This window comes from Nocardioides sp. JCM 18999 (assembly GCF_055391175.1).
In genome coordinates, this window is sequence record NZ_AP043887.1 from 2571818 (window position 1) to 2595630 (window position 23813).

The 23813-nt window shown below is 69.4% G+C and carries 20 protein-coding genes; 12 read left to right on the forward strand and 8 right to left on the reverse strand.

Going from position 1 to position 23813, the window contains the following annotated elements:
* Positions 1-133: 133 nt before the first annotated feature.
* The 4 genes from ACZ5J1_RS12720 (at position 134) to ACZ5J1_RS12735 (ending at position 5252) form a co-directional block, all read left to right on the forward strand.
* Positions 134-1246: a BMP family lipoprotein gene (locus ACZ5J1_RS12720; protein WP_464559323.1), complete on the forward strand. Its 1113-nt coding sequence runs from the start codon at positions 134-136 to the stop codon at positions 1244-1246.
* A 75-nt stretch (positions 1247-1321) separates the two neighbouring features.
* On the forward strand, positions 1322-2836 hold the full coding sequence (locus tag ACZ5J1_RS12725) for an ABC transporter ATP-binding protein (protein ID WP_464559325.1): 1515 nt from the start codon (positions 1322-1324) through the stop codon (positions 2834-2836).
* The gene (locus ACZ5J1_RS12730; RefSeq protein WP_464559327.1) at positions 2833-4026 is read left to right on the forward strand and encodes an ABC transporter permease; all 1194 of its coding nucleotides are present in this window, start codon (positions 2833-2835) and stop codon (positions 4024-4026) included. The genes ACZ5J1_RS12725 and ACZ5J1_RS12730 overlap by 4 nt, the downstream gene beginning before the upstream one ends.
* Positions 4026-5252, forward strand: coding sequence for an ABC transporter permease (locus ACZ5J1_RS12735; RefSeq protein ID WP_464559329.1), 1227 nt, complete (start codon positions 4026-4028; stop codon positions 5250-5252). The genes ACZ5J1_RS12730 and ACZ5J1_RS12735 overlap by 1 nt, the downstream gene beginning before the upstream one ends.
* A gap of 14 nt (positions 5253-5266) precedes the next feature.
* Here the strand turns inward: ACZ5J1_RS12735 and meaB are convergent, their stop codons facing one another.
* Positions 5267-6259 (reverse strand): methylmalonyl Co-A mutase-associated GTPase MeaB, encoded by a 993-nt coding sequence (meaB, locus tag ACZ5J1_RS12740; RefSeq protein ID WP_464559331.1) that lies wholly within the window; start codon positions 6257-6259, stop codon positions 5267-5269.
* Between the two features lie 63 nt (positions 6260-6322).
* Here meaB and ACZ5J1_RS12745 point away from each other — a divergent pair, with 63 nt between their 5' ends.
* Both ACZ5J1_RS12745 and ACZ5J1_RS12750 read left to right on the forward strand, forming a co-directional pair.
* Positions 6323-6571 carry a hypothetical protein gene (locus tag ACZ5J1_RS12745; protein WP_464559333.1) on the forward strand — a complete coding sequence of 83 codons (249 nt, stop codon included), beginning with the start codon at positions 6323-6325 and terminating at the stop codon, positions 6569-6571.
* Complete coding sequence (locus ACZ5J1_RS12750; protein WP_464559335.1) at positions 6568-7092, forward strand: hypothetical protein; 525 nt, start codon at positions 6568-6570, stop codon at positions 7090-7092. The genes ACZ5J1_RS12745 and ACZ5J1_RS12750 overlap by 4 nt, the downstream gene beginning before the upstream one ends.
* Here the strand turns inward: ACZ5J1_RS12750 and ACZ5J1_RS12755 are convergent.
* The 4 genes from ACZ5J1_RS12755 to ACZ5J1_RS12770 all read right to left on the reverse strand — a co-directional run bounded on the left by ACZ5J1_RS12755 (position 7085) and on the right by ACZ5J1_RS12770 (position 11882).
* A complete protein-coding gene (locus ACZ5J1_RS12755) occupies positions 7085-7468 on the reverse strand; it encodes a DUF779 domain-containing protein (protein ID WP_464559337.1) in 384 nt (127 codons plus the stop codon). The two genes, ACZ5J1_RS12750 and ACZ5J1_RS12755, sit on opposite strands and share 8 nt — an antisense overlap.
* Positions 7468-8991: an acetaldehyde dehydrogenase ExaC gene (gene exaC / locus ACZ5J1_RS12760; RefSeq protein ID WP_464559339.1), complete on the reverse strand. Its 1524-nt coding sequence runs from the start codon at positions 8989-8991 to the stop codon at positions 7468-7470. Before exaC ends, ACZ5J1_RS12755 begins: the two co-directional genes overlap by 1 nt.
* Positions 8992-9078: 87 nt before the next feature.
* Complete coding sequence (locus ACZ5J1_RS12765) at positions 9079-10341, reverse strand: helix-turn-helix domain-containing protein (RefSeq protein ID WP_464559341.1); 1263 nt, start codon at positions 10339-10341, stop codon at positions 9079-9081.
* A 71-nt stretch (positions 10342-10412) separates the two neighbouring features.
* On the reverse strand, positions 10413-11882 hold the full coding sequence (locus ACZ5J1_RS12770; RefSeq protein WP_464559343.1) for an MFS transporter: 1470 nt from the start codon (positions 11880-11882) through the stop codon (positions 10413-10415).
* Between the two features lie 88 nt (positions 11883-11970).
* On the opposite strand from ACZ5J1_RS12770, the gene ACZ5J1_RS12775 reads away from it, so the two are divergent.
* Entirely contained in the window at positions 11971-12594 is a 624-nt protein-coding gene (locus tag ACZ5J1_RS12775; RefSeq protein ID WP_464559345.1) for a TetR/AcrR family transcriptional regulator, read from the forward strand.
* 16 nt (positions 12595-12610) lie between these two features.
* Positions 12611-13039: a PPOX class F420-dependent oxidoreductase gene (locus tag ACZ5J1_RS12780; RefSeq protein WP_464559347.1), complete on the forward strand. Its 429-nt coding sequence runs from the start codon at positions 12611-12613 to the stop codon at positions 13037-13039.
* Here the strand turns inward: ACZ5J1_RS12780 and ACZ5J1_RS12785 are convergent.
* From ACZ5J1_RS12785 to ACZ5J1_RS12795, 3 genes are read right to left on the reverse strand one after another with little or no spacing between them, the layout of a single operon-like run.
* Positions 13009-14193, reverse strand: coding sequence for a benzoate/H(+) symporter BenE family transporter (locus tag ACZ5J1_RS12785; protein ID WP_464559349.1), 1185 nt, complete (start codon positions 14191-14193; stop codon positions 13009-13011). The genes ACZ5J1_RS12780 and ACZ5J1_RS12785 overlap by 31 nt on opposite strands.
* A 46-nt stretch (positions 14194-14239) precedes the next feature.
* Positions 14240-16390, reverse strand: coding sequence for a methylmalonyl-CoA mutase (gene scpA / locus ACZ5J1_RS12790; RefSeq protein WP_464559351.1), 2151 nt, complete (start codon positions 16388-16390; stop codon positions 14240-14242).
* Entirely contained in the window at positions 16387-18150 is a 1764-nt protein-coding gene (locus ACZ5J1_RS12795) for a methylmalonyl-CoA mutase family protein (RefSeq protein WP_464559353.1), read from the reverse strand. Before ACZ5J1_RS12795 ends, scpA begins: the two co-directional genes overlap by 4 nt.
* 169 nt (positions 18151-18319) lie before the next feature.
* Between ACZ5J1_RS12795 and ACZ5J1_RS12800 the strand changes: the two genes are divergently transcribed.
* The 4 genes from ACZ5J1_RS12800 (at position 18320) to ACZ5J1_RS12815 (ending at position 23740) form a co-directional block, all read left to right on the forward strand.
* Positions 18320-20074 carry a PASTA domain-containing protein gene (locus tag ACZ5J1_RS12800; RefSeq protein ID WP_464559355.1) on the forward strand — a complete coding sequence of 585 codons (1755 nt, stop codon included), beginning with the start codon at positions 18320-18322 and terminating at the stop codon, positions 20072-20074.
* 141 nt (positions 20075-20215) lie between these two features.
* On the forward strand, positions 20216-20929 hold the full coding sequence (locus tag ACZ5J1_RS12805) for a succinate dehydrogenase cytochrome b subunit (protein ID WP_464559357.1): 714 nt from the start codon (positions 20216-20218) through the stop codon (positions 20927-20929).
* Between the two features lie 31 nt (positions 20930-20960).
* Positions 20961-23000, forward strand: a complete 2040-nt coding sequence (locus tag ACZ5J1_RS12810) for a fumarate reductase/succinate dehydrogenase flavoprotein subunit (protein ID WP_464564795.1) — start codon at positions 20961-20963, stop codon at positions 22998-23000.
* Positions 22997-23740: a succinate dehydrogenase/fumarate reductase iron-sulfur subunit gene (locus ACZ5J1_RS12815; RefSeq protein ID WP_464559359.1), complete on the forward strand. Its 744-nt coding sequence runs from the start codon at positions 22997-22999 to the stop codon at positions 23738-23740. Before ACZ5J1_RS12810 ends, ACZ5J1_RS12815 begins: the two co-directional genes overlap by 4 nt.
* Positions 23741-23813: the final 73 nt, after the last annotated feature.

The following is a 23813-nucleotide window of genomic DNA, read 5'->3' on the forward strand; positions in this document are numbered from 1 at the left end:
CGGCCCTGAATGTCGCAGTTCGGTAACGCCTGAGCGGATCCTGAGAGTTCGGCTTTTCCGGGGCCCTCTGTCCCGGTTACGTTGACCCGTGGCCCACGGCGCGCGTCGAGGGGGAACCGACACTGGAGGCAACGTGAACAAGATTCAGAAGGCAACGGCGGGCAGCCTTGCGGCCCTGCTGGCGAGCGCCACGCTCGCTGCCTGTGGCAGCGACAGCTCTGACGGCGACACCGCCGCGAAGTCCGACTTCCTGCCGTGCATGGTCTCGGACGCGGGCGGCTTCGACGACCACTCCTTCAACGAGCTCGGCTACAACGGCATGAAGAAGGCCGCTGACGAGCTCGGCGCCGACTTCAAGTCGGTCGAGTCCCAGTCCGACACCGACTACGCCCCCAACATCGACAACCTGGTCTCCCAGGGCTGCGACGTCATCATCACGGTCGGCTTCGCGCTCGCTTCGGCCACCAAGACCGCGGCTGCTGCCAACCCCGACGTGAAGTTCGTCCTCATCGACGACTCCGCCGACGGTGGCGCCGACGGCAACACCTTCGACGGCAAGGCCGACGAGGCCAACATCAAGCCGCTCCTCTACGACACCGCCCAGGCTGCGTTCCTGGCCGGCTACGCCGCTGCCAGCTACTCCAAGGCCGGCGCGGTGGGCACCTACGGCGGCATGAACTTCCCGACCGTGTCGATCTTCATGGACGGCTACGCCCAGGGCGTCGACTACTTCAACGCTCAGAAGAAGAAGTCGGTCAAGGTCATCGGTTGGGACCAGGCCAAGCAGGACGGCGCCTTCACCGGTGGCTTCGAGGCCAACAACAAGGCCACCCAGACCGCCCAGCAGATCTTCGACCAGGGCGCTGACGTGATCCTGCCCGTCGGTGGCCCGATCTACCAGGGCGCGCTGACCGTGATCAAGAACAACGCCGCCAAGGGTTGGGTCATGCTCGGTGTGGACGCTGACGTCTTCGAGACCGACCCGTCGACGGCCGACTACATCCTCACCTCGGTGGAGAAGAAGATCGACACCGGCGTCTACACGACGCTGATGGACGCCGCGAACAACCCCGACTCGTTCGACTTCGCGCCGTACGTCGGCACGCTGGAGAACGACGGCGTGGACCTGGCTCCGTTCCACAACTACGAGAGCAAGGTCGACCCGGCGCTGCAGGGCGAGCTCGACGCGATCAAGGCCGGCATCAAGGACGGCTCGATCCCGGTGAAGTCCTACCTCAACCAGTGACGCACTGACGTCGACGAGGGAGGCCGGAAATCTCCGGCCTCCCTCGTCCCGTTCTCACCCCTAAGATCAGGTGCCATGAAGCTTGTCCTGAAGGACATCACGAAGCGGTTCGGGACGCTCGTCGCGAACGATCACATCAACCTCACCGTGGAGCCGGGCGAGATCCATTGCCTGTTGGGCGAGAACGGTGCCGGCAAGTCGACGTTGATGAACGTCCTCTACGGCCTCTACCAGGCCGACAAGGGGCAGATCATCCTCGACGACGAGGTGCAGAACTTCGCCGGTCCGGGCGACGCGATCGCCGCCGGCATCGGCATGGTGCACCAGCACTTCATGCTGATCCCGGTCTTCACCGTGGCCGAGAACGTGATGCTCGGTCACGAGACGACCCGCTTCGCGGGCACCCTCGACCTCGACGCCGCCCGTGAGAAGGTCCGCGAGATCTCGGCGCGGTTCGGCTTCGACGTCGATCCCGATGCCCTGATCGAGGACCTTCCGGTCGGCGTGCAGCAGCGCGTGGAGATCATCAAGGCGCTCACCCACGACGCCAAGGTCCTGGTCTTCGACGAGCCGACCGCCGTGCTCACGCCCCAGGAGACCGACGAGCTGATGAACATGATGCGTCAGCTCCGCGAGTCCGGGACGGCCATCGTCTTCATCACCCACAAGCTGCGCGAGGTGCGCGCCGTCGCCGACCGGATCACGGTGGTCCGACTGGGCAAGGTCGTCGGTGAGGCGGAGCCCACCGCGACCAACGCCGAGCTGGCCTCCCTGATGGTCGGCCGCCCGGTCGAGCTCACCGTGCACAAGGAGCCCGCCAAGGCCGGCCCGGACGCGCTGACGGTGGAGAACCTGACGGTGGTCGACGCCAACGGTCACACCCACGTCGACGGCATCTCGTTCGCCATCCGTGAGGGCGAGGTGCTCGCCGTCGCCGGTGTCCAGGGCAACGGCCAGACCGAGCTGACCGAGGCGCTGATGGGTCTTCAGGACCACGTCACCGGGTCGATCCGCCTGCACGGCGAGGAGCTCGTCGGCAGGACGGTGCGCCAGATCATCGACTCCTCCGGAGTCGGCTTCATCCCGGAGGACCGCAACGAGGAGGGGCTCGTCGGCGAGTTCACCATCGCCGAGAACCTGATCCTCAATCGCACCTCGGGTGCGCCGTTCGTCAAGCGCGGTGCGCTCCAGCTCAAGGTGCGCGACGAGTTCGCCCGCGCCAAGCTCAAGGAGTACGACATCCGGGCGCCCGGGATCACCACGCTGGCGTCCCAGCTCTCCGGCGGCAACCAGCAGAAGGTGGTCGTGGCGCGCGAGCTCTCCCGCGACCTGCGCCTGCTCGTGGCCGCCCAGCCGACGCGTGGTGTCGACGTCGGGTCGATCGAGTTCATCCACAAGCAGATCGTGGCCACCCGCGACTCCGGCGTGCCCGTGCTGGTGGTCTCGACCGAGCTCGACGAGGTCGTCGCCCTCGCCGACCGGATCATGGTTCTCTACCGCGGGCGGATCGTCGGGATCGTCCCGGCCGACACCCCACGCGACGTGCTCGGTCTGATGATGACCGGCGAACGACCGGAGGAGGCAGCGTGAGCGCCCCTGTGAACGCACCCGAGACTGCTCCCGAGAGCGACCGCGGGAGTCGGTGGCGCGAGGTCAGCCGCGAGATCCTGAGCGGGAGCGCCATCGTCTCCCTCCTCGCCGTGCTGCTGGCACTGGCGGTCGGCTCGCTGCTGATCGGATTCGCCAACGCGGACGTGCGCGCCTCGATCGGGTCGGGGAACTTCTTCTCCGTCTTCTGGACCACGATCACCGACGCCTACTCGGCGTTCTTCAAGGGCGCCATCTGGAACTCCGACGGCAAGAACCTCGAGTTCAAGATCCGCCCCCTCACCGAGACGCTGAAGTTCTCCGGACCGTTGATCGTCGCCGGTCTCGGCGTCGGCATCGCGTTCCGTGCCGGCATGTTCAACATCGGTGGTCGCGGTCAGATGCTGATGGCCGGAGCCGCTGCGGGTTGGGTCGGCTTCAAGCTCGACCTGCCGACGGTCATCCACCTGCCGCTGGCCATCATCGTCGGCATGCTCGCCGGTGCGGCCTGGGGCGGTCTGGCCGGTCTGATCAAGGCCCGCACCGGTGCGCACGAGGTGATCCTCACGATCATGCTCAACTACGTCGCCTTCTACCTCGTCTCCTACGCGTTGACGAAGAAGAACCTGCTCCAGTCCCCCGGGTCCGACAACCCCAAGTCGCTGCCCATGCGCGACACCGCGATCCTGCCCAAGATCGCCGGGGACAGCTTCAACCTCCACCTCGGCTTCCTGCTCGCGCTGATCGCGGTGGGGGTCGTGTGGTGGATCCTGGAGCGCTCGTCGTTGGGCTTCAAGATGCGCGCGGTCGGGATCAACCCGACCGCGGCCAGGGCCTCGGGCACGAACGTCGGCCGGATCTACATCGTCGTGATGTCGATCAGTGGAGCCCTGATCGGTCTGGCCGGGGTCAACCAGGTGCTGGGCACCGTGCCGAGCGGCGTCACCGCCGGCGTCGACGCCGGGATCGGGTTCGACGCCATCACCGTGGCCCTGCTGGGTCGCTCCCGTCCGCTCGGCATCCTGGGTGCCGGGTTGCTCTTCGGCGCCTTCAAGGCCGGCGGATTCGCAATGCAAGCGGCTGAAGGGGTCCCGGTCGACATCGTCCTCGTCGTCCAGTCGCTGATCGTCCTCTTCATCGCCGCGCCACCGCTCGTCCGAGCCATCTTCCGCCTGCCGAAGGAGTCGAAGTGATGACCGACAAGCGGACCCCGTTCGTCTACCTGGCCTTCATCATCGTCCTGGCCGCGGCGCTCCTGTTCGGCGACCAGACCGGCTCGACGACGTACCGCCTGGCGACCGACGGCGACTTCTTCGACCTGAAGGCGATCACGCTCTCGGTGACAGGCACCTGCTGGACCGTCCTGGTCGTCCTGGTCGTCTGCCTGGGCTTCTCCGTCTGGCGCTCGACGCGGGGCGAGAAGACCCCGGGGTGGGTGAGCATCGTGTTCGGGGTGCTCTGGCTGCTGGCCATGCTGACCTGGGCCGCCGCGGGCGGGACCATTCCGGTCACGGGCCTCTTCGGCGGCGCGATCGCGCTCGCGGTGCCGCTGGTCTTCGGCGCCATGGCGGGCGTGCTCGGCGAGCGGGCCGGCGTGGTCAACATCGCGATCGACAGCCAGCTGCTGCTCGGCGCGTTCAGCGCCGCTCTGGTCGGCTCCCTCACGGGTTCGGCCACGGCCGGACTGTTCTCCGCGATGGCGGCGGGCGCCCTGATCGCCCTGATCCTCGGTGTCTTCGCGATCACGTACTTCGTCGACCAGGTGATCGTCGGTGTCGTGCTGAACGTCCTCGTGATCGGGTTGACGAACTTCCTCTACTCCGAGGTCCTCACCGAGAACCCGGAGAAGCTGAACTCTCCCCCGTCGCTGCACGTGCACGCGCTGCCGATCCTGGGCGACATCCCCGTGATCGGGCCGATCTTCTTCCGCCAGACGGTGATCGTCTACCTGATGTACGTCGTCGTGGTGGCTGTGGCCTGGGCGCTGTTCCGCACCAAGTGGGGCCTGCGCGTCCGCTCGGTCGGCGAGCACCCGCGCGCTGCGGACACGGTCGGCATCAAGGTCAACCGCACCCGCTACACGACGATCATCCTGGGTGGAGCGATCGCCGGTATCGGTGGCGCCTTCTACACGCTGGTCTCGGTCTCGCAGTTCAACCGTGAGCTGACCGGCGGCGCGGGCTACATCGCGCTGGCCGCGGTGATCTTCGGCAACTGGGATCCGATCCGGGCCGCGTTCGCGGCGCTGCTCTTCGGCTTCGCCTCGAACCTGGAGGGCGTGCTGTCGGTGATCGGGTCGCCGCTGCCGAGCGAGCTGCTCCTGATGCTGCCCTACGTGATCACGATCTTCGCCGTGGCCGGTCTGGTCGGGAAGTCACGAGCACCGGCCGCGGACGGCATCCCGTACAGGACGGGCTGAGCCCGGTCCCTCCGTCAGTGGCGGTCGAACGCTTCGAGCAAGCGATCGGCCGCCGCTGGTGCGTTCAGGGCACCGGCGAGCAGCTCGGCGCTGATCTGCTCCCGGATCTCGCGCACGTGCGGGCTGTGCCGCAGCCGCTGCTCGAGCTCGTCGCGGACCAACGCCCAGGTGAAGTCGAGCTGCTGGCGGGCCCGCTTGTCGCGCACACCGGTCTCGCCCAGGTGGGAGCGGTGGGCGATGACCTGCTCCCAGACACCGTCGACGCCGTCGTCGGCCAGACCGCTGGCGGTGACGACGGGCGGGGTCCAGTCCTCCATGCCGCGGACCAGGCGCATCGCGCCGGCGAGCTCGCGGGCGGCGGCGCGGGCCTCGGTCTGGCGGCCGGTGTCGTCGGGGTCGGCCTTGTTGACCGCGACCACGTCGGAGATCTCGAGGATGCCCTTCTTGATCCCCTGGAGCTGGTCGCCGGTGCGGGCGATCGTCAGGAAGAGGAACGTGTCGACCATCCCGGCGACGGTGACCTCGGACTGACCGACGCCGACGGTCTCGACCAGGATCACGTCGTACCCACCGGCCTCGAGCACCGCCATCGCCTGAACGGTGGCGCGGGCGACACCGCCGAGGGTGCCGGCGCTCGGACTCGGCCGGATGAAGGCGTTCGGGTCGACGGAGAGCCGGCTCATCCGGGTCTTGTCGCCGAGCACGGATCCCCCGGTGCGGACCGAGGACGGGTCCACGGCCAGCACTCCGACCCGGTGGCCCTGGGCGGTCAGACGGGTGCCGAGGGCCTCGATGAAGGTGGACTTGCCGACCCCGGGGACGCCGGAGATCCCGACCCGGACGGCGTCACGACGCGGCAGGGCGGCCAGCAGCCGGCGAGCGTTCTCCCGGTGCTTCGGCGCGGTGGACTCGACCAGGGTGATGGCTCGCGACACCGCTGCACGCTGACCGGCGGCAATGCCGGCGAGGAGATCGGTCACGGGGTCGACGGGCTGAGTGGTCGGCACGGCAGAAGTCTGCCATGTCAATCAATGGTTGACGCTTGGAACGCGTCAACCTAGTCTTGACTGATGACGTCCGCATCCACTCCCACTCCCGCTCGCGGCGCGGCCAGCGTCCTGCCCGGTATCGCCCTCATCCTGCTCAGCCGGCTGCTCGACGGGTGGCTCGGTGGGCTGCTCCTCGGTGCGGGCATCGCGCTCACCCTGATCGGGGTCTTCCTGATCTCCTCGGACCTGCGCTCGCGTGGCACCGCGGGCACCCAGGACGGCCGAGGCTCGTCGGACTGGCTGCCGAGCCGGGACGGCGACGGCGAATGACCGCGCGCGGAGATCTCGCCGACGCGCTCGGCGAGGTCATCCTCGCGTCGCGGCTCGACGATGCGGACGCCGACTCGGAGCTCGCGCTCGTCCGGCGAACGGCGGCCGCCGACTCGATCGTGGCCGACCTGCTTCGCCAGTCGGTCGTCGCAGCCCGCTCGGCCGGGCAGAGCTGGGCCGCCATCGGCTCCGAGCTCGGCATGAGCCGCCAGGCCGTCCAGCAACGCTTCGGTGCTCGCGAGGACCGAGACGACCCGCTCGGCGACGAGGAGCGCTGGCTCGGGCCGGTCACCGTCTTCGACGAGCTGAGCGAGCTCGAGCTCGCCGGGCAGCTCGGCTGGCACACCGTCGGCGCCGGCATCCTGCGACACCGCATGGTCCGTACCCACACTCAGTGGGAGCACCGCCGGGTCGCCTGGGTGAGGTGGCCGCGGCACTACGAAGCCGACGGCTGGCAGATCGGCTGCAAGGCCTTCCCCTGGATCTACCTGATCCGCGACACCGGACTGCCCGTCACCTGACCTCCTCCAAGCGGCTCGCCTCCTCGTCGGTGAACAGCCGCGACCGGATCAGGAACCGCACCCCCAGCGGGGCCTCCAGCGAGAACCCCGCTCCCCGGCCCGGGACGACGTCGATCGTCAGGTGGGTGTGGGACCAGTAGCCGAACTGCTCCTTCGACATCCAGACCTCCACCGGTTCGGGGGCGTCGACATCGAGCTCCCCGAGGAGTACGTCGGCCTCGCTGGTGATGAACTCCCCGTGAGGGAAGCACATCGGCGACGAGCCGTCGCAGCACCCGCCGGACTGGTGGAACATCACCCGGCCGTGCTCAGCCTGAAGCCGCCGTACGAGGTCGACGGCTTCAGGCGTGAACGCGACCCTGGCGGGTTGAGGCATCAGAAGAAGCCCTGGGCGTTCGGGGAGTACGAGACCAGGAGGTTCTTGGTCTGCTGGTAGTGGTCGAGCATCTGCTGGTGGTTCTCCCGGCCGATGCCCGAGGACTTGTAGCCGCCGAACGCCGCGTGCGCCGGATAGGCGTGGTAGCAGTTCGTCCACACCCGGCCGGCCTGGATCTCGCGCCCGGCCCGGTAGGCGGTGTTGGTGTCGCGCGACCAGACCCCGGCCCCGAGCCCGTACAGCGTGTCGTTGGCGATGCTCATCGCGTCGTCGAAGTCGGTGAAGCTCGTCACCGACACCACCGGCCCGAAGATCTCCTCCTGGAAGATCCGCATCTTGTTCGTGCCCTCGAAGATCGTCGGCGCGACGTAGAACCCGTCCGTGAAGTCCCCGCCGAGGTCGACCCGTTCGCCACCGATCAGGACCTTGGCGCCCTCCTCGGTCCCGATCTTGATGTAGGACAGGATCTTCTCGAGCTGGTCGTTGCTCGCCTGGGCGCCGATCATGGTGGCGTCGTCGAGCGGGTTGCCCTGCACGATCTTCTTCACCCGGTCGGTGGCCGCCGACAGGAACAGGTCGTAGATCGACTGCTGGATCAGGCCACGGCTCGGGCAGGTGCAGACCTCGCCCTGGTTGAGCGCGAACATCGCGAAGCCTTCGAGCGCCTTGTCGCTGAACGCGTCGTCGGAGGCCATCACGTCCTCGAAGAAGATGTTCGGGCTCTTCCCACCGAGCTCGAGGGTGACCGGGATGAGGTTCTGGCTGGCGTACTGCATGATCAGCCGCCCGGTGGTGGTCTCCCCGGTGAAGGCGATCTTGCGGATCCGGCTCGACGACGCCAGCGGCTTGCCGGCCTCGACCCCGAAGCCGTTGACCACGTTGACCACGCCGGGAGGGAGCAGGTCAGCGATCAGTTCCATCAGCACCAGGATCGAGGCCGGGGTCTGCTCCGCCGGCTTGAGTACGACGGCATTGCCGGCGGCCAGCGCGGGGGCGAGCTTCCACGTCGCCATCAGGATGGGGAAGTTCCAAGGGATGATCTGACCGACCACGCCGAGCGGCTCGTGGAAGTGGTAGGCGACGGTGTCCTCGTCGAGCTGGGACAGGTGCCCCTCCTGGGCGCGGATCGCGCCGGCGAAGTAGCGGAAGTGGTCGACCGCCAGCGGCAGGTCGGCGGCCTTGGTCTCGCGGACCGGCTTGCCGTTGTCCCAGGTCTCGGCGACCGCGAGCATCTCGAGGTTGGCCTCGATCCGGTCGGCGATCTGGTTGAGGACGACGGCCCGTTCGGCGACCGAGGTCTTGCCCCAGGCGGGTGCGGCCCGGTGGGCGGCGTCGAGGGCGAGGTCGATGTCCTCGGCCGTCCCGCGGGCCACCTCGCAGAAGACCTTGCCGTTGACCGGCGAGACGTTCTCGAAGTAGCCACCCTTGACCGGGGCGACCCACTCGCCGCCGATCCAGTTCTCGTAACGGGGCTTGAAGCTGACGACGCTTCCCTCGGTCCCCGGCTGCGCGTAGACGCCCATCTGGCACTCCCTTGTGCTCGAGTCGCGGGCACCGTTGCCCGACCCTGACGACGCTAGGCAGGCGGGAGTTGCAGCAACGTTGCAGCCTCAGCGCAGCTCGCGGTCCAGGAACGCGAGGTGCTCGCGCACCCGGGCCAGCCGGGGTGAGGCCGGATTGAGGGAGTCGTAGGCCGCCTGCCAGATCTCCCAGTCCTCACGGGCGTGCTCGGTGTCGGCGAAGCGGAGCAGCGCGTCGGGGTCGCCGGCGGCGATCAGCTGCTCCCGGATCAGGTCACGCAGCCGGTGCCGCAGCCGCCGGATCTCGGGAGCGTCCGAGGTCGGCAGCAGGTCGCCGCGGTAGAGGTCGACCGCTCCCCCGACGTCGCGCCCGGCGAGCCGGGTCCGGACGGCGTCCACGTCGGTGACGAGGCGGGGGTCGAGCCGGTACGGCCGGGCCTCCAACGTGAGCCCCAGCGCTCCGAGGGCGCCCCGCAGCCGGGAGATCTCGGCGCGCAGGGTGACCGGAGCCAGGTCGCCGTCGCTGAGCGCGACCGCGAGCTCGTCGCCGCTGATCCCGTCGCGGTGGGCGGCCAGCAGGGTGAGCAGCTCGGTATGGCGCAGGCTGAGCCGGGTGAGCCCGTGATCGCTCTCGATCACGCCGGCCGGCAGTCCGAGGAGGCGCAGCCGGTACGTCGCCGTACCGGGTGCCGGACGGCCCGCGAGGGCCGTCAGCCGGTGCAGCTGGAGCTCGCGCTCGACAGCGGCGACGGTCGCCCGGACGACGGAGAGGGCGTGCGGACCGGCGATGTCGTCCCCGCCGGTGAGGTCGAGCGCACCGAGGATCGCCCCGGTGTCGGGGTCGTGGATCGGTGCCGCGGCACAGCTCCACGGGGTGACGGGACGGAGCAGGTGCTCGGCGGCGTGGATCTGCACCGGACGGTCCAGGGCGAGTGCGGTGCCCGGCGCGTTGGTGCCGGCCCGGTCCTCGCTCCAGGTCGCGCCGGCGGTGAAGTGGATCCCGGCCATCTGCTCGCGCAACCGGCTCGGGCCCTCGACCCAGAGCAGCCGGCCCGCGGCGTCGGAGAGCGCGACCATCAGGCCGGCGTCGGCCGCGTCCTCGACGAGCAGGCGCCGGATGACCGGCATCGCCACGGCGAGCGGGTGGTCGGCCCGGGCCGCCTCGAGAGCCTCGTCCCGCAGCTCGAGCGGGGCCAGACCACGCTCGGGGTCGAGTCCGCCCTGCATGCTGCGCCGCCAGGACTCGACCACCAGCGGCCGCACCCGTTCGTCGGCCTCACCGGTGCTCACGAACGCGTCGTGCGCCTGCTCCAGCACGGACCGGGGATCGGCCGTCGACGATCGATGCACCATCCACCCTCCTGTGACGTGGGTCTCATCTCGAGACTACGTCACCCCCTGGAGGGCACCGTCCGGCGCTCGAGTCAGACGACCTCGGCGACCTCGGCGACCTCGACGGCCGGAGCGGTCGCGACGACGGGCGCGTCGGTCGCGGGCTTGCGGGCCAGCAGAGCCAACCCCGCCGCGACGGCGAAGGCGACCGCGGCGAGGGCGAACGTGGTCACGTAGGCACTCTCGGCGGGCAGCTCGATCGGGCCGACGGGCGTGGCATGGGTGACGACGTCGCTGGTCAGGATGGTGATCACCAGCGCGGAGCCGATCGCCGCACCGATGGTGCGCATGATCGAGTTGATCGAGTTCGCGATCCCGGTCTCGTGCGGGTCGACGTTGCTGACCAGCAGCGCCGGCATCGAGGCGTAGGCGATGGCGATCGCGGCGTTGGCGACCACCAGGGCACCGATGAACTCGAGCTCGGTGCTGTGCAGCGTGGTGAGCAGGACCATTCCGACCACGCCGACGACGCTGGCCAGCACCAGCACGGCGCGCGGCCCGTAGGCCTGCACCAGGCGACCGGCGACCGGGCCCATCGCCATCGAGACGAGAGCGCCGGGCAGCATGAAGACGATGCTGGTGCGCAGCACGCTGGCACCGAAGCCGAAGCCGGTCAGCTCCGGCGGCGTCTGGACGAAGTAGGTCGCGCCGAGGAAGACGGCGAACATCGCGAAGCCGACGCACATGCTGGCCAGGTTGGTCGCCAGCACCGGCCGGTGAGCCAGCAGGCGGGTGGCGACCAGCGGCTCGGCGGAGCGGTCCTGGAGCACGACGAAGCCGACCAGCAGCACCACGGCGACGACGAACAGGCCGATCACGCGAGCCGAGTCCCAGCCCCACTCGTGGCCCTGCGAAATTGGGAGGAGCAGGGCCACGAGGCCGGCGGCGAGCACGAGCGCGCCGACGTAATCGACCCGACCGCCACGGCCGGCACGACGAGGGAGCGTCGTGATGGCGGCGATCAGGACGACGAGGGTGAGGCCGACGCAGAGCCAGAAGATCCGGCGGTAGTCGGCGTCGTCGCGGGTGAGCAGCCCGGTCGCGACCAGGGCGAAGCCGGAGCCGACGCCGAGCGCCGAGGCGGTGATCGACATCCCCGGGATCAACTTGGCCGGCGGCAGCTCGTGGCGCAGCACGCTGATCGCCAGCGGGAAGAGGCCGAAGCTCGCTCCCTGCAGCACGCGAGCCACGATCAGCCACTCGATCGAGTGGGTCGTGGCGGCGATCAGGCTGCCCGCCAGCGTGATCGCGAGCGCGGCGATGATCACCGGCTTCTGCCCGTAGACGTCACCGAGCCGGCCCAGGAGCGGCGTGACCGCAGACGCGGTCAGCATCGTCGCGGTGGTGACCCAGCCGACGGTGGTCGCGTCCACGCCGAGCTGCTTCTCGATCAGGGGCAGCGCCGGGACGACGAGGGTCTGGATCATCGAGAGCAGGAAGACGGCCGCAGCCATCGTCGGCAGCACCAGACGGGCCCGGTTCGGGGCGGACGCAGAAGACATGGGGGCAACGCTACGCACCGAATCGACACTGTGTCGATTTCTGTCGACGATACGTCGATCACATTTGTCACGGCTAGGATCGGGCGCCATGCAGACCGAAGTCGTACGGCGCCGTGGGGGGCGTTCCAAGGGCGACGAGCGCGAGGGGCAGATCCTCGAGGCGGTCCGCGAGCTGCTCGCCCACAAGTCGATGGCCTCGGTGACGATCGACGACATCGCCGGCGCCGCCGGGATCTCGCGGACGAGCTTCTACTTCTACTTCCCCTCCAAGCAGGCCGTCCTGGCCCGACTGATGGAGGAGATCGGCGACCTCTTCAGCCAGACCCACGGCTGGATGGCCTCGACCGGGCCGAGCCCGGAGGCGCTGCAGGAGTCGCTGCTGGGCGCCGCGGCGATCTGGCGCGACAACCGCCCGATCCTGGCCTGCTCCATGCAGGGGTACGGCGACGACTACCCGCCCCTCGTCGAGTTCATCGACGGCGCCAAGTCCCGGTTCCTGAACGCCCTCGGCGCCAAGATCGAGCGAGACCGAGCCGCCGGGCTCGCTCCGGACGGGATCGCCGCCGAGACCCTGGCGATCATGGTCGACGCGATGCGGGAGCACCGGCTCAACCAGCTCGCCGACGGTCCCGCCGACGAGATGCAGCAGGGCCTCGACGAGCTCGCCGAGGCGATCCTCCGGCTGGTCTACGGCCGCTGGAGCGAGGCGTGATCCTCACTGAGGCCGAGTGGCCTACCTGACCACGCACCCCCTCGGGCGCCTGGCGACGATCGGCCCGGACGGCAGTCCTCAGGTTCATCCCGTCGCGTTCTGGGTGGATCCCGACGGCGATCTCCTCGAGATCGGCGGCCCCGACCTCGCCCGCAGCCAGAAGTTCCGCAACGTCACCGCCGATCCCCGGGTGTCGCTGGTCGTTGATGACCAGTCCGCCACTCCCAATCCCCTCGGACAGACCGGACGGGGAGTCGAGCTCCGCGGCGGGATCGAGATCGTGCGACGGGACCCACCCCTCGCCTTCGGGTTCAGTCCCGAAACGCTCCTCCTGCGTCCGCACCGGATCATCTCCTGGAACATCGAGGCGTTCGACGGCTCCGACCGTGACGGAGGATCGGCCCACCTGCAGGGCTACCGCTCGCGAGACGTCGCCCGCCCCTGATCCACCGGCTCCACCGGCTCACGCGGCTCGCGCTCCAGCCACCACCGCACCACCAGCCCGGCGACGATCGCCCAGAACGCACCCCCGACACCGGCCACCTGGAGCCCCGACCCGGCGACCAGGAACGCGACCACGGAGCTGAGCCGGTGCCGTTCGTCCGAGATCGCGCCGAGAATGGCTGCCGAGAACGAGCCGAGCAGTGCCAGGCCGGCCACGGCCTCGACGATCCCCGACGGCGCGAGCGAGGTCAGCGCGACCAGGGCACCCGAGCCGGCGGCGAGGAGCAGGTAGGTCGCTCCCGCGCTCAGCGGCGCGATCCAGCGGCGCTCCCGTGGTCCCGCCCCCTCCCCCGCTGCCAGCGCGGCCGACAGTGCGGCGAGGTTGATCGCGTGCGTGCCGAAGGGTGCCGCCACCGCCGTGCCGAGGCCGGTCGAGATCATGCTCGTCCGCCACGGCACGGAGAAGCCGAAGCTGCGCATCACCGCGACGCCGGGCACGTTCTGCGAGGCCATCGTCACCACCGTGAGCGGTAGCGCGATCGCGGTCACCGCCTCCAGCGACAGGCTCGGGGTGGTCAGCTCGAGCCGCGGCCACCAGGCGACACCGGCCAGCGGGGTGTCGGCGTGCAGGATCGAGATCGCGATCACCGCGAGCGCCACCAGCAGGGCCAGCGGCACCGCCCAGCGCGGCAGCCAGCGGGTGGCGACCAGCCAGGTCAGGATCACCGGGGCGACGGCGACGGGATGGGCGGCCAGCGCGGTGAACGGAGCCAGGCAGAGCTCGAGCAGGACCCCGGCGAGCATCGCCTGGGCGAGCGGGACCGGGATCGCCGCCGCGGCCCGCCCCAGCGGCGCGATCACCCCGGTCAGGGCGATCAGCACCCCGGTGAGGACGAACGCGCCGACCGCGGCCGGCCACCCGCCGTGCACCGTCCCGGTGGTGGCCAGCAGTGCCGCCCCGGGCGTGGACCAGGCCAGCGTCAGCGGGGTCCGGGTCCACACGGCGAGCCCGACCATGATGACGGCGAAGACGCACGTCATCGAGAGCAGGCCGCTGACCGCCTGGGCGTCATCGGCGCCGACGCCGTGCAGGCCGGCCAGGACGACCGCGAACGAGGAGGTGAACCCCACCAGAGCCGTGACGACTCCGGCCACCACCGGTTGGTGGAGGCCGGAGTCGCGCCCGGTCGGGGGCGCCGTCTCAGGCGTCGAGCTGTGCTCGCAGCCGTGCGAGGAGGTCGAGCGCCGCGTCGGCGATCACGGTGCCCGGCACGAAGACCTCGGCGGCACCCATCTCCTTGAGGGTCGGTACGTCGTCGGGCGGGATGACGCCGCCGATGACGATCATGATGTCCGGCCGGCCAGCCTCCGCCAGCGCCGCCTTGAGGGCGGGCAGCAGGGTGAGGTGTCCGGCCGCGAGGGAGGAGACACCCACGATGTGCACGTCGGCGTCGACGGCCTGCTGGGCGACCTCCTCCGGGGTGGAGAACAGCGGGCCGACGTCGACGTCGAAGCCGAGGTCGGCGAAGGCGGACACGACCACCTTCTGGCCGCGGTCGTGGCCGTCCTGGCCCATCTTCGCGACCAGGATGCGCGGACGACGGCCCTCGGCCTCCTCGAACGCGTCGGTGGCGGCGAGGACCTCGTCGACGGAGGCGTCACCGGCGGTGGTGGCTTCGTCGCGGTACACACCGGAGATCGTACGGATCACGGCCTGGTGGCGGCCGTAGGCCTTCTCGACGGCGTCGGAGATCTCTCCGACGGTCGCCTTCGCCCGGGCGGCGGCGACGGCGAGCTCGAGCAGGTTGCCCTTCTTCGAGTCCCCGGCCGCGTTGGTCAGCGCGTCGAGGGCGGCGGTGACGTCGTCGCTGTTGCGCTCGGCGCGCAGCCGCTCCAGCTTGGCGATCTGGGACCGGTAGACCTCGTCGTTGTCGACCTTGAGCACGTCGAGCGGGTCCTCGGCCGGGAGCCGGTAGGTGTTGACGCCGATCACCTTCTGGCTACCGGAGTCGATCCGGGCCTGGGTGCGGGCGGCAGCCTCTTCGATCCGCATCTTCGGGATGCCCTGCTCGATCGCCTTCGCCATCCCGCCGGCGGCCTCGGCCTCCTGGATGTGCGCCCAGGCGCGGGTGGCCAGGTCGTGGGTCAGCTTCTCGACGTAGTACGAGCCCGCCCACGGGTCGATGATGCCGGTGGTGCCGGACTCCTGCTGCAGCAGCAGCTGGGTGTTGCGCGCGATCCGGGCGGAGAAGTCGGTCGGCAGCGCGATCGCCTCGTCCAGCGCGTTGGTGTGCAGCGACTGCGTGTGCCCCTGGGTCGCAGCCATCGCCTCGATCGCGGTGCGGCCGACGTTGTTGAACACGTCCTGCGCGGTCAGCGACCAGCCCGAGGTCTGCGAGTGGGTGCGCAGGGAGAGCGACTTGGCCGACTTCGGCTCGAAGTCGGCGACCAGGCGCGACCACAGCGCCCGGGCCGCACGCATCTTGGCGACCTCCATGAAGAAGTTCATCCCGATCGCCCAGAAGAACGACAGCCGCGGCGCGAACGCGTCGATGTCGAGGCCCGCGTCCAGACCGGTGCGGATGTACTCCACCCCGTCGGCGAGCGTGTAGGCGAGCTCCAGGTCGGCCGTGGCTCCGGCCTCCTGCATGTGGTAGCCGGAGATCGAGATCGAGTTGAACCGCGGCATGTTGGAGGCCGTGTAGGCGAAGATGTCGCCGATGATCCGCATCGACCCGGCCGGCGGGTAGATGTAGGTGTTGCGGACCATGAACTCCTTGAGGATGTCGTTCTGGATGGTCCCGGCCAGCTGGGCGGGCTTCACGCCCTGCTCCTCCGCGGCGGCGATGTAGAGCGCCATCACCGGCAGCACCGCGCCGTTCATCGTCATCGACACCGACATCTCGTCGAGCGGGATGCCGTCGAAGAGCGTGCGGGTGTCGTAGATCGAGTCGATCGCGACGCCGGCCATGCCGACGTCGCCGCGCACCCGCGGGTGGTCGGAGTCGTAGCCGCGGTGGGTGGCCAGGTCGAAGGCGACCGAGAGCCCCTTCTGCCCGGCGGCGAGGTTGCGCCGGTAGAACGCGTTGGACTCCTCGGCGGTGGAGAAGCCGGCGTACTGCCGGACCGTCCACGGCTGCGAGGTGTACATCGTCGGGTACGGGCCACGCAGGAACGGGCTCAGGCCGGGGAACGTGCCGAGCGCGTCGAGACCGAGCAGGTCGGACTCGGTGTACGCCGGCGCGATCTCGATCCCCTCGGGGCTGGTCCAGCCCGCGCCGACCGGCAGGGTCGGCTCGACGAGCTCGTCGAGGCTGAGCGGGATCTGGCTGAAGTTCGCGGGGATGCTCATGAACCCAGCTCCTTCCGGGTCTGGGTCACGAAGGCGAGCGCGTCGACGCCCATGGCTGCGGCGTCGTCGGCGAAGTCGGCGGGCTTGCCCGCGACGATCACGTGGGTCGCACCGGCCTCGCGCAGGACGGCGGCGGCGGCCGCGCCCCAGGTCGCGTAGGCGTCGTCGGTGCCGGCGAGCATGACGACCCGCTGGCCGCCGTACGCGGCGAGGAGGTCCTCGGTGCCGGACGTCGCTCCCGCGCTGACCACGCCGATGCCGCCGGTCGCCAGCAGGTTGGTGGCGAAGGTCGCGCGAGCGGTGTGCTGGGCGACCGTGCCGAGCGTGGCGAGGAAGACGTCGCTCTCGGCCGGTTCGTCGCGCAGGGCCTCGAAGCTCGCGCCGTAGCGGCGGACCCGGTCGTTGAGCGGGTCGGCCTCGCGGACCGGGAGGGTCTCGGCGAGGTTGGGGAACTCGGTCAGACCGGTCAGCGGCAGCTTCCGCTTCGCGATGCCCGTCTCGCGCTGGGCGACCACGGAGGCGATCCGCTCACGGAACGGAGCGAAGTCGGCTCCGACGGACGCCCCGCTGGTCCACTCCGCCTCGAGCTGCTGGAACTGGGTCCAACCGGCCAGGGAGAGGTCGTTGGTCAGCTGCTCGACGGCGTACGAGCCGCCGGCCGGGTCGGCGACCGCGGCGACGTGGGACTCGTCGATCAGCAGGTGGGAGACGTTGCGCGCGATCCGGCGACCGAAGCCGTCCGGACGACCGTTGGCGGAGTCGAAGGGCAGCACCGTCACGGCGTCGGCGCCACCGACGCCGGCAGCGAAGGCCGCCACCGTCCCGCGCAGCATGTTCACGTACGGGTCGTACTTGCTGAACATCGGCCGACTCGTGGTCGCGTGGATCCGCATCTCGGTCGAGGTGGCACCGGAGTGGGTGAGCACGCTCGCCCAGAGCGTGCGGGCGGCGCGCAGCTTGGCGATGGTCGGGAACTGCTCGTCGGTCGCTGCGAGGCGGAAGTCGATCAGCGCCGCCGCCTGGTCGACGGTGAAGTCGTTGGCCACCAGCGCCCGCAGGTAGGCGGTGCCGACCGCGATCGCCCAGCCCAGCTCCTGGGCGTCGCTGGCACCGAGGTCGTGGGCAGCGGTGCCGTCGACCACGATGGCGCGGACGTCGGCCTGGTAGGCCTTGCGGGCGAGCGTGGTGAGCTCGGCGATCGCCTCGTCCACCGCGAGCGGCAGGTCGCGCAGCATCGCGCCGAGCGGGTCGAGGCCGAGGTTGGAGTCAGCGTGCTTGACGCCGGGGAGCGCCAGGAAGGCCTCGGCCACGGCCGTGGGTGCCGTCGGGGCGTCGAGGACGACCGGGGCCAGGTCGAGCAGGACGCCCGCGAGGACCCCGGCGACGTCGGTGCCGGCGTCGGCGGCGAGCCAGACGCTGGTGACCCCACCGTCGAGGTCGACCAGCGCGGCCTCGTTGGCGAGCTTGGTGCCGTCGGCGCCCGGTGCGGCACTGATCAGGGTCCGGATGTCCCACGCGCCGCCCCGGGTCGGGCGCACGGCCACGACCTCTCCCCCGGGAAGCCCCAGCGGCGTGACGGCGATGCCGTCCAGCGTGGTGCGCCCGAGCTTCTCCCACACCAGGGAGTCAGCGTCTTCGTCGGTGAGCTTGCGTGCCTTGCGGAGCACGGCGGCAGCTGCAGCCTCCCAGTCAGCCTGGCTGTGATCGTCCTGGGGACGAGCCAGAGGCACGGGCTGCAGCGTGGCAGGGACCTCGGTCATGAAGGGCAACCTTAAGAGTCACGGTGTGGCGGACGCCACCGAGTGTGAAGTAGATGACGGCCAGAACGGCCTTGATCGTTCCAGAAGGTTAGCGATCGCTAAGTTGTCATCCAGGGTAGCCCACCTGAGCCATACCCCCGGCAGGACGACGCCCCTAGCGTCATGAGGCATGAAGCCGTTCCGCATCCTTGCTGTCGTCGCGAGCCTCACGCTGCTCCCCATGGTGATCGCTGCGCCCGCCCACGCGGCCGCAATTGCCCGGACCTGGGTGTCAGGTGTCGGCGACGACGCCAACGACTGCACCCGCACCGCGCCGTGCAAGACGTTCGCGGGGGCGATCTCCAAGACAACGGCCGGCGGCACCATCACCGTCCTCGACCCCGGCGGCTACGGCACCGTCACGATCACCAAGGCGATCACCATCGACGGCGGTCCCGCGATGGCCAGCATCCTGGCAGCGAGCACCACCGGCATCATCGTGGCCGCGGGTCCCGGCGACGACGTCATCCTGCGCAACATCGATCTCATCGGCGAGGCGTGCAACTCGATCGCCGGCGTGCGCGTCACCAGCGCCCGCTCCGTCACCCTGGACCACCTCCGAATCACCGGGTTCCCGCTGGGGATCAACGCGCTGACCACCACGCCGTCCTCCACGCTGTCGATCACGAACAGCACCATCGCCGACAGCTGCACGACCGGGATGAACCTCGCTCCGACCGGCGCCGGCTCGGTGACGACCGTGCTCGCCCAGTCGCGGGTCAGCAGCGGTGGCACCGGGATCAAGACTGCCCCGAACGCCACCTTCTGGGCAGCGACGAGCTCGATCGACTCCAACCGGGTCGCGGTCGACACCTCCGCCGGCGGAACGGCACGCGTCTCGTGCGGCGTGACCCTGTCGGGGAACGCGACCAACGGCACCGTCACCAGCACCCAGTGCAGCACCGGAACTGTGGCCAGCTCGGCGGCCGGACAGGCACCGCCGGCCCCCGTCGTCCGGCCCCCCGCAGGGTCCGGGGCTACCCGCACCTGGATCTCTGGAGTCGGCGACGACATGAATCCGTGTTCGCGGACCGCGCCGTGCCGCACGTTCGCCGGCGCCATCACCAAGACCGTGAGCTCCGGGAGCATCTCCGTGGTCGACCCGGTCGACGGCGGAGCCGTCACCGTCTCCAAGGCGTTCACACTCGACGGCAGCGGTACCTACGCAGGGGTCCAGACGGTGAGCGGCTCCGGGATCGTCGTCAATGCGGGGCCGACGGATGACGTGGTGCTCCGGAACCTCAGCCTCGATGGCAACGGCTGTGACGGATCCACGGGCATCCTGATCACCGGCGGACGCTCCCTCACCCTCGAGAACGTGCGGATCGACGGGTTCCAGACGGGCATCTCGTACACCGGCTCGGCGACGGGCTCGGCGCCCTTCTCGCTCTCGGCGCACGACCTCTCGATCACTGGCGCCTGTGCCGCCGGCATCAACCTGACGCCGGCGACCGGCCATCCGGTCAACGCGACGTTCGACCGGACGACGATCCTTGCCTCCGGGACCGCGCTGCGTGCTGCCTCGGGCTCCGTCACCTGGGTCGCCCACTCGCTCCTCGCCGGCAACGGCACCGGGGTCGTGCCCGCGACCGGCACGATCCACCAGAGCTGCGGGACCGACACCATCGCGAACGGGACCAACGGCTCCTTCAGCGACAACGTCTGCCCTCGTCCAGAACCGATCACGTACTGCGCGGTTCCGAAGCTGACCGGCAAGACCCTCGCCCAGGCGATCCAGTCGTTGAAGGCGGCGCACTGTGCGGTCGGTCCGACCAAGAAGAAGAAGGGTCCGAAGAAGAAGCGCGGCAAGGTCCTGAGCCAGAACATCCCGGCCGGGACCCAGGCGAAGAAGGGCACCAAGATCGCACTCGTGCTCGGGAAGTAGCCGGACGATCTCAGAATCGCCTTGATCGTTCCAGAAACTGAACGCACGCTAAGTGTCGGTTGGTGACCCGCCAGTAACCGGGCGTATGTCACACCGCCCCCGATGACGTGCTGCAGGTCACGGCGAGTAACGTGCCCCAACGTGGCAACGACCGAACTCGTCAAAGGTGTGCGCTCGACGCACTCGACGATCGCGCTGAAGCTGGCCATGGCCATCAGCGGCATCGTCTTCATCCTGTTCGTGCTTCTGCATATGTACGGCAATCTGAAGGCCTTCGGGGGCCACGATGCCTACAACGAGTATGCGGAGCACCTGCGCACGCTGGGGACGCCGATGCTTCCCTACGCCGGCGCCCTGTGGATCATCCGGGTGGTGCTGCTGGGTGCCCTGATCGTGCACGTGGGCAGCGCGATCTCGCTGACCCGCCGTGCCGCCAAGGCTCGCCCGGTCAAGTACCAGGTGAAGAAGAACAAGGCGTCGTCCCTCTCCTCGCGCACGATGCGCTGGGGCGGTCTGACGATCCTGCTCTTCCTGATCTGGCACCTGCTCCAGTTCACGATCGTCAAGGTCGACATCTCCACCGGCGACAAGGGTGTCGACGACCCGTACGCCCTGCTGGTGAACGCCTTCTCCGACAGCGAGTGGTGGATGACGGTCATCTACCTGCTCGCCATGCTCGCGCTGGGCTTCCACCTGCACCACGGCACCTTCAGTGCCTGCCAGACCCTCGGCCTGACCAACACCGCCGCGTCGCGCGCTCGCGCTCGCTCGTTCGGCTGGATCGTCGCGATCGTCATCGCGGGCGGTTTCTCGTTGGTCCCTCTCTTCACGCTCTTCGGCGTGATCTCGAACTGAAGGCGGCAGCACAGTGGCATCTCTTGACCTCCTGAACCCCCAGCCGACCAACGAGGCTCCGGTCCAGAAGTCCGACGACGCAGCCGGCTTCTACACGCTCGGCGACAAGCTCGTCGACGCCAAGGCGCCGACCGGGCCGATCGCGACCCGCTGGACGAACCGCAAGTTCGACAACCGCCTGGTGAACCCGGCCAACCGTCGCAAGCTCTCGGTGATCATCGTGGGCACCGGCCTCGCCGGTGGCGCGGCCGCCGCGACGCTCGGTGAAGCCGGCTACCACGTGAAGTCGTTCTTCTACCAGGACTCCCCGCGCCGGGCGCACTCGATCGCCGCCCAGGGCGGCATCAACGCGGCGAAGAACTACAAGGAGGACGGCGACTCGACGTACCGCCTCTTCTACGACACGGTGAAGGGCGGCGACTACCGCGCCCGCGAGTCGAACGTGTACCGCCTGGCCGAGGTCAGCGCGAACATCATCGACCAGTGCGTCGCGCAGGGTGTCCCCTTCGCGCGCGAGTACGGCGGCCTGCTCGACAACCGCTCCTTCGGTGGCGTCCAGGTCTCCCGGACGTTCTACGCCCGTGGCCAGACCGGTCAGCAGCTCCTGCTCGGTGCCTACCAGGCCCTCGAGCGCCAGGTCGCTGCCGGCACCGTCGAGCCCTACAACCGGCACGAGATGCTCGACGTGATCATCGTCGACGGTCGCGCCCGCGGGATCATCGCCCGTGACATGGTCACCGGCGCGATCGAGACCCACCTGGCCGACGTCGTCGTGCTCGCCTCCGGTGGTTACGGCAACGTCTACTACCTGTCGACCAACGCGATGGGCTCCAACGTCACCGCCGCGTGGCGTGCGCACCGCAAGGGCGCCTACATGGCCAACCCCTGCTACACGCAGATCCACCCGACCTGCATCCCGGTCACCGGCGCGCACCAGTCGAAGCTCACCCTGATGAGTGAGTCGCTGCGCAACGACGGTCGGATGTGGGTGCCCAAGAACGCTGCGGACGCCGGCAAGGACCCGCGCGAGATCGCCGAGGACGACCGCGACTACTTCCTGGAGCGGATCTACCCGTCGTTCGGCAACCTGGTCCCCCGCGACATCGCCTCGCGTGCTGCGAAGTACATGTGCGACGAGGGTCGCGGTGTCGGTCCCGAGGTCGACGAGGTCGACGCGGACGGCAACCCGGTCAAGCGTCGTCGTGGTGTCTACCTCGACCTCACCGCCGCGATCGCCCGCCTGGGCAAGGAGGCGATCGAGGAGAAGTACGACAACCTGCTCGACATGTACGCCCGGATCACCGGCGAGGACCCGTACCAGCTGCCGATGCGGATCTACCCCGCGGTGCACTACGTCATGGGTGGCCTCTGGGTCGACTACGAGCTGTCCACCAACATCCCGGGCCTGTACTGCGCCGGTGAGGCCAACTTCTCCGACCACGGTGCCAACCGGCTCGGTGCCTCGGCGCTGATGCAGGGTCTGTCCGACGGCTACTTCGTGCTGCCGAACACGATCCGCGAGTACCTCGCCGACGGCCCGTTCGAGCCCGTCGCCGCGGACCACCCGGCCGTGCTCGAGGCCCAGGCCGGCGTCCAGGCGCAGATCGACAAGTTCATGTCGATCAACGGCGAGCGCTCGGTGGAGTCCTTCCACAAGGAGCTCGGCACCATCATGTGGGAGTACTGCGGGATGGAGCGCACCAAGGAGGGTCTGACCGAGGCGATCGGCAAGATCCGGGCGCTGAAGCAGGAGTTCTGGACCAACGTGAAGGTGCTCGGTTCGGCCGACGACCTCAACCAGGACCTGGAGAAGGCCGGCCGCGTGGCCGACTTCATCGAGCTCGGTGAACTGATGTGCATCGACGCTCTGAACCGCCGCGAGTCCTGCGGTGGTCACTTCCGTGCCGAGTCCCAGACCGAGGACGGCGAGGCCATGCGTCACGACGACGAGTTCGCCTACGTCGCCGCGTGGGAGTGGGGCGGTGACTCGCTTGAGGGCGGGAACCCGATCCTGCACAAGGAAGACCTGATCTACACCGCAATCGAGATGAAGCAGAGGTCCTACAAGTGAAGCTCACGCTCAAGATCTGGCGTCAGGCCTCATCGGAGGCCGCGGGTGCTCTGCACACCTACTCCCTCGACGGTGTCTCCTCCGACATGTCGTTCCTCGAGATGCTGGACCTGCTCAACGAGCAGCTCCTGCACGGTGGCGAGGAGCCGATCGCGTTCGACTCCGACTGCCGCGAGGGCATCTGCGGCATGTGCTCGCTGATGATCAACGGCGAGGCGCACGGCCCGGAGGTCACCACGACCTGCCAGCTGCACATGCGTTCGTTCAACGACGGCGAGACGATCACCATCGAGCCGTGGCGCTCGGGCTCGTTCCCGATCATCAAGGACCTGATCGTCGACCGCGGTGCGTTCGACCGGATCATCTCCAACGGTGGCTACATCTCGGCCAACACCGGTTCGGCTCCCGAGGCCAACTCGGTGCCGGCGCCCCGCGACAAGGCGCTGCGCGCCTTCAACGTGGCGACCTGCATCGGCTGCGGCGCCTGCGTCGCGGCCTGCCCGAACGGCTCGGCCTCACTGTTCCTCGGCGCCAAGATCACCCACCTGGGTGAGCTGCCGCAGGGCCAGCCGGAGCGCTACTCGCGTGTCGCGACCATGGTCGCCCAGCACGACCACGAGGGCTTCGGTGGCTGCACCAACATCGGTGAGTGCGCCTCGGCGTGCCCCAAGGAGATCCCGCTCGACGTGATCTCCCAGCTCAACAAGGACCTGCGCGAGGCGATCAAGCAGGGCTACTGAGCCACCAGTTCCACCAGCGAAGGCCGCTCCCCGCTCGGGGAGCGGCCTTCGCCGCATCTCCGGGGATGTTCAT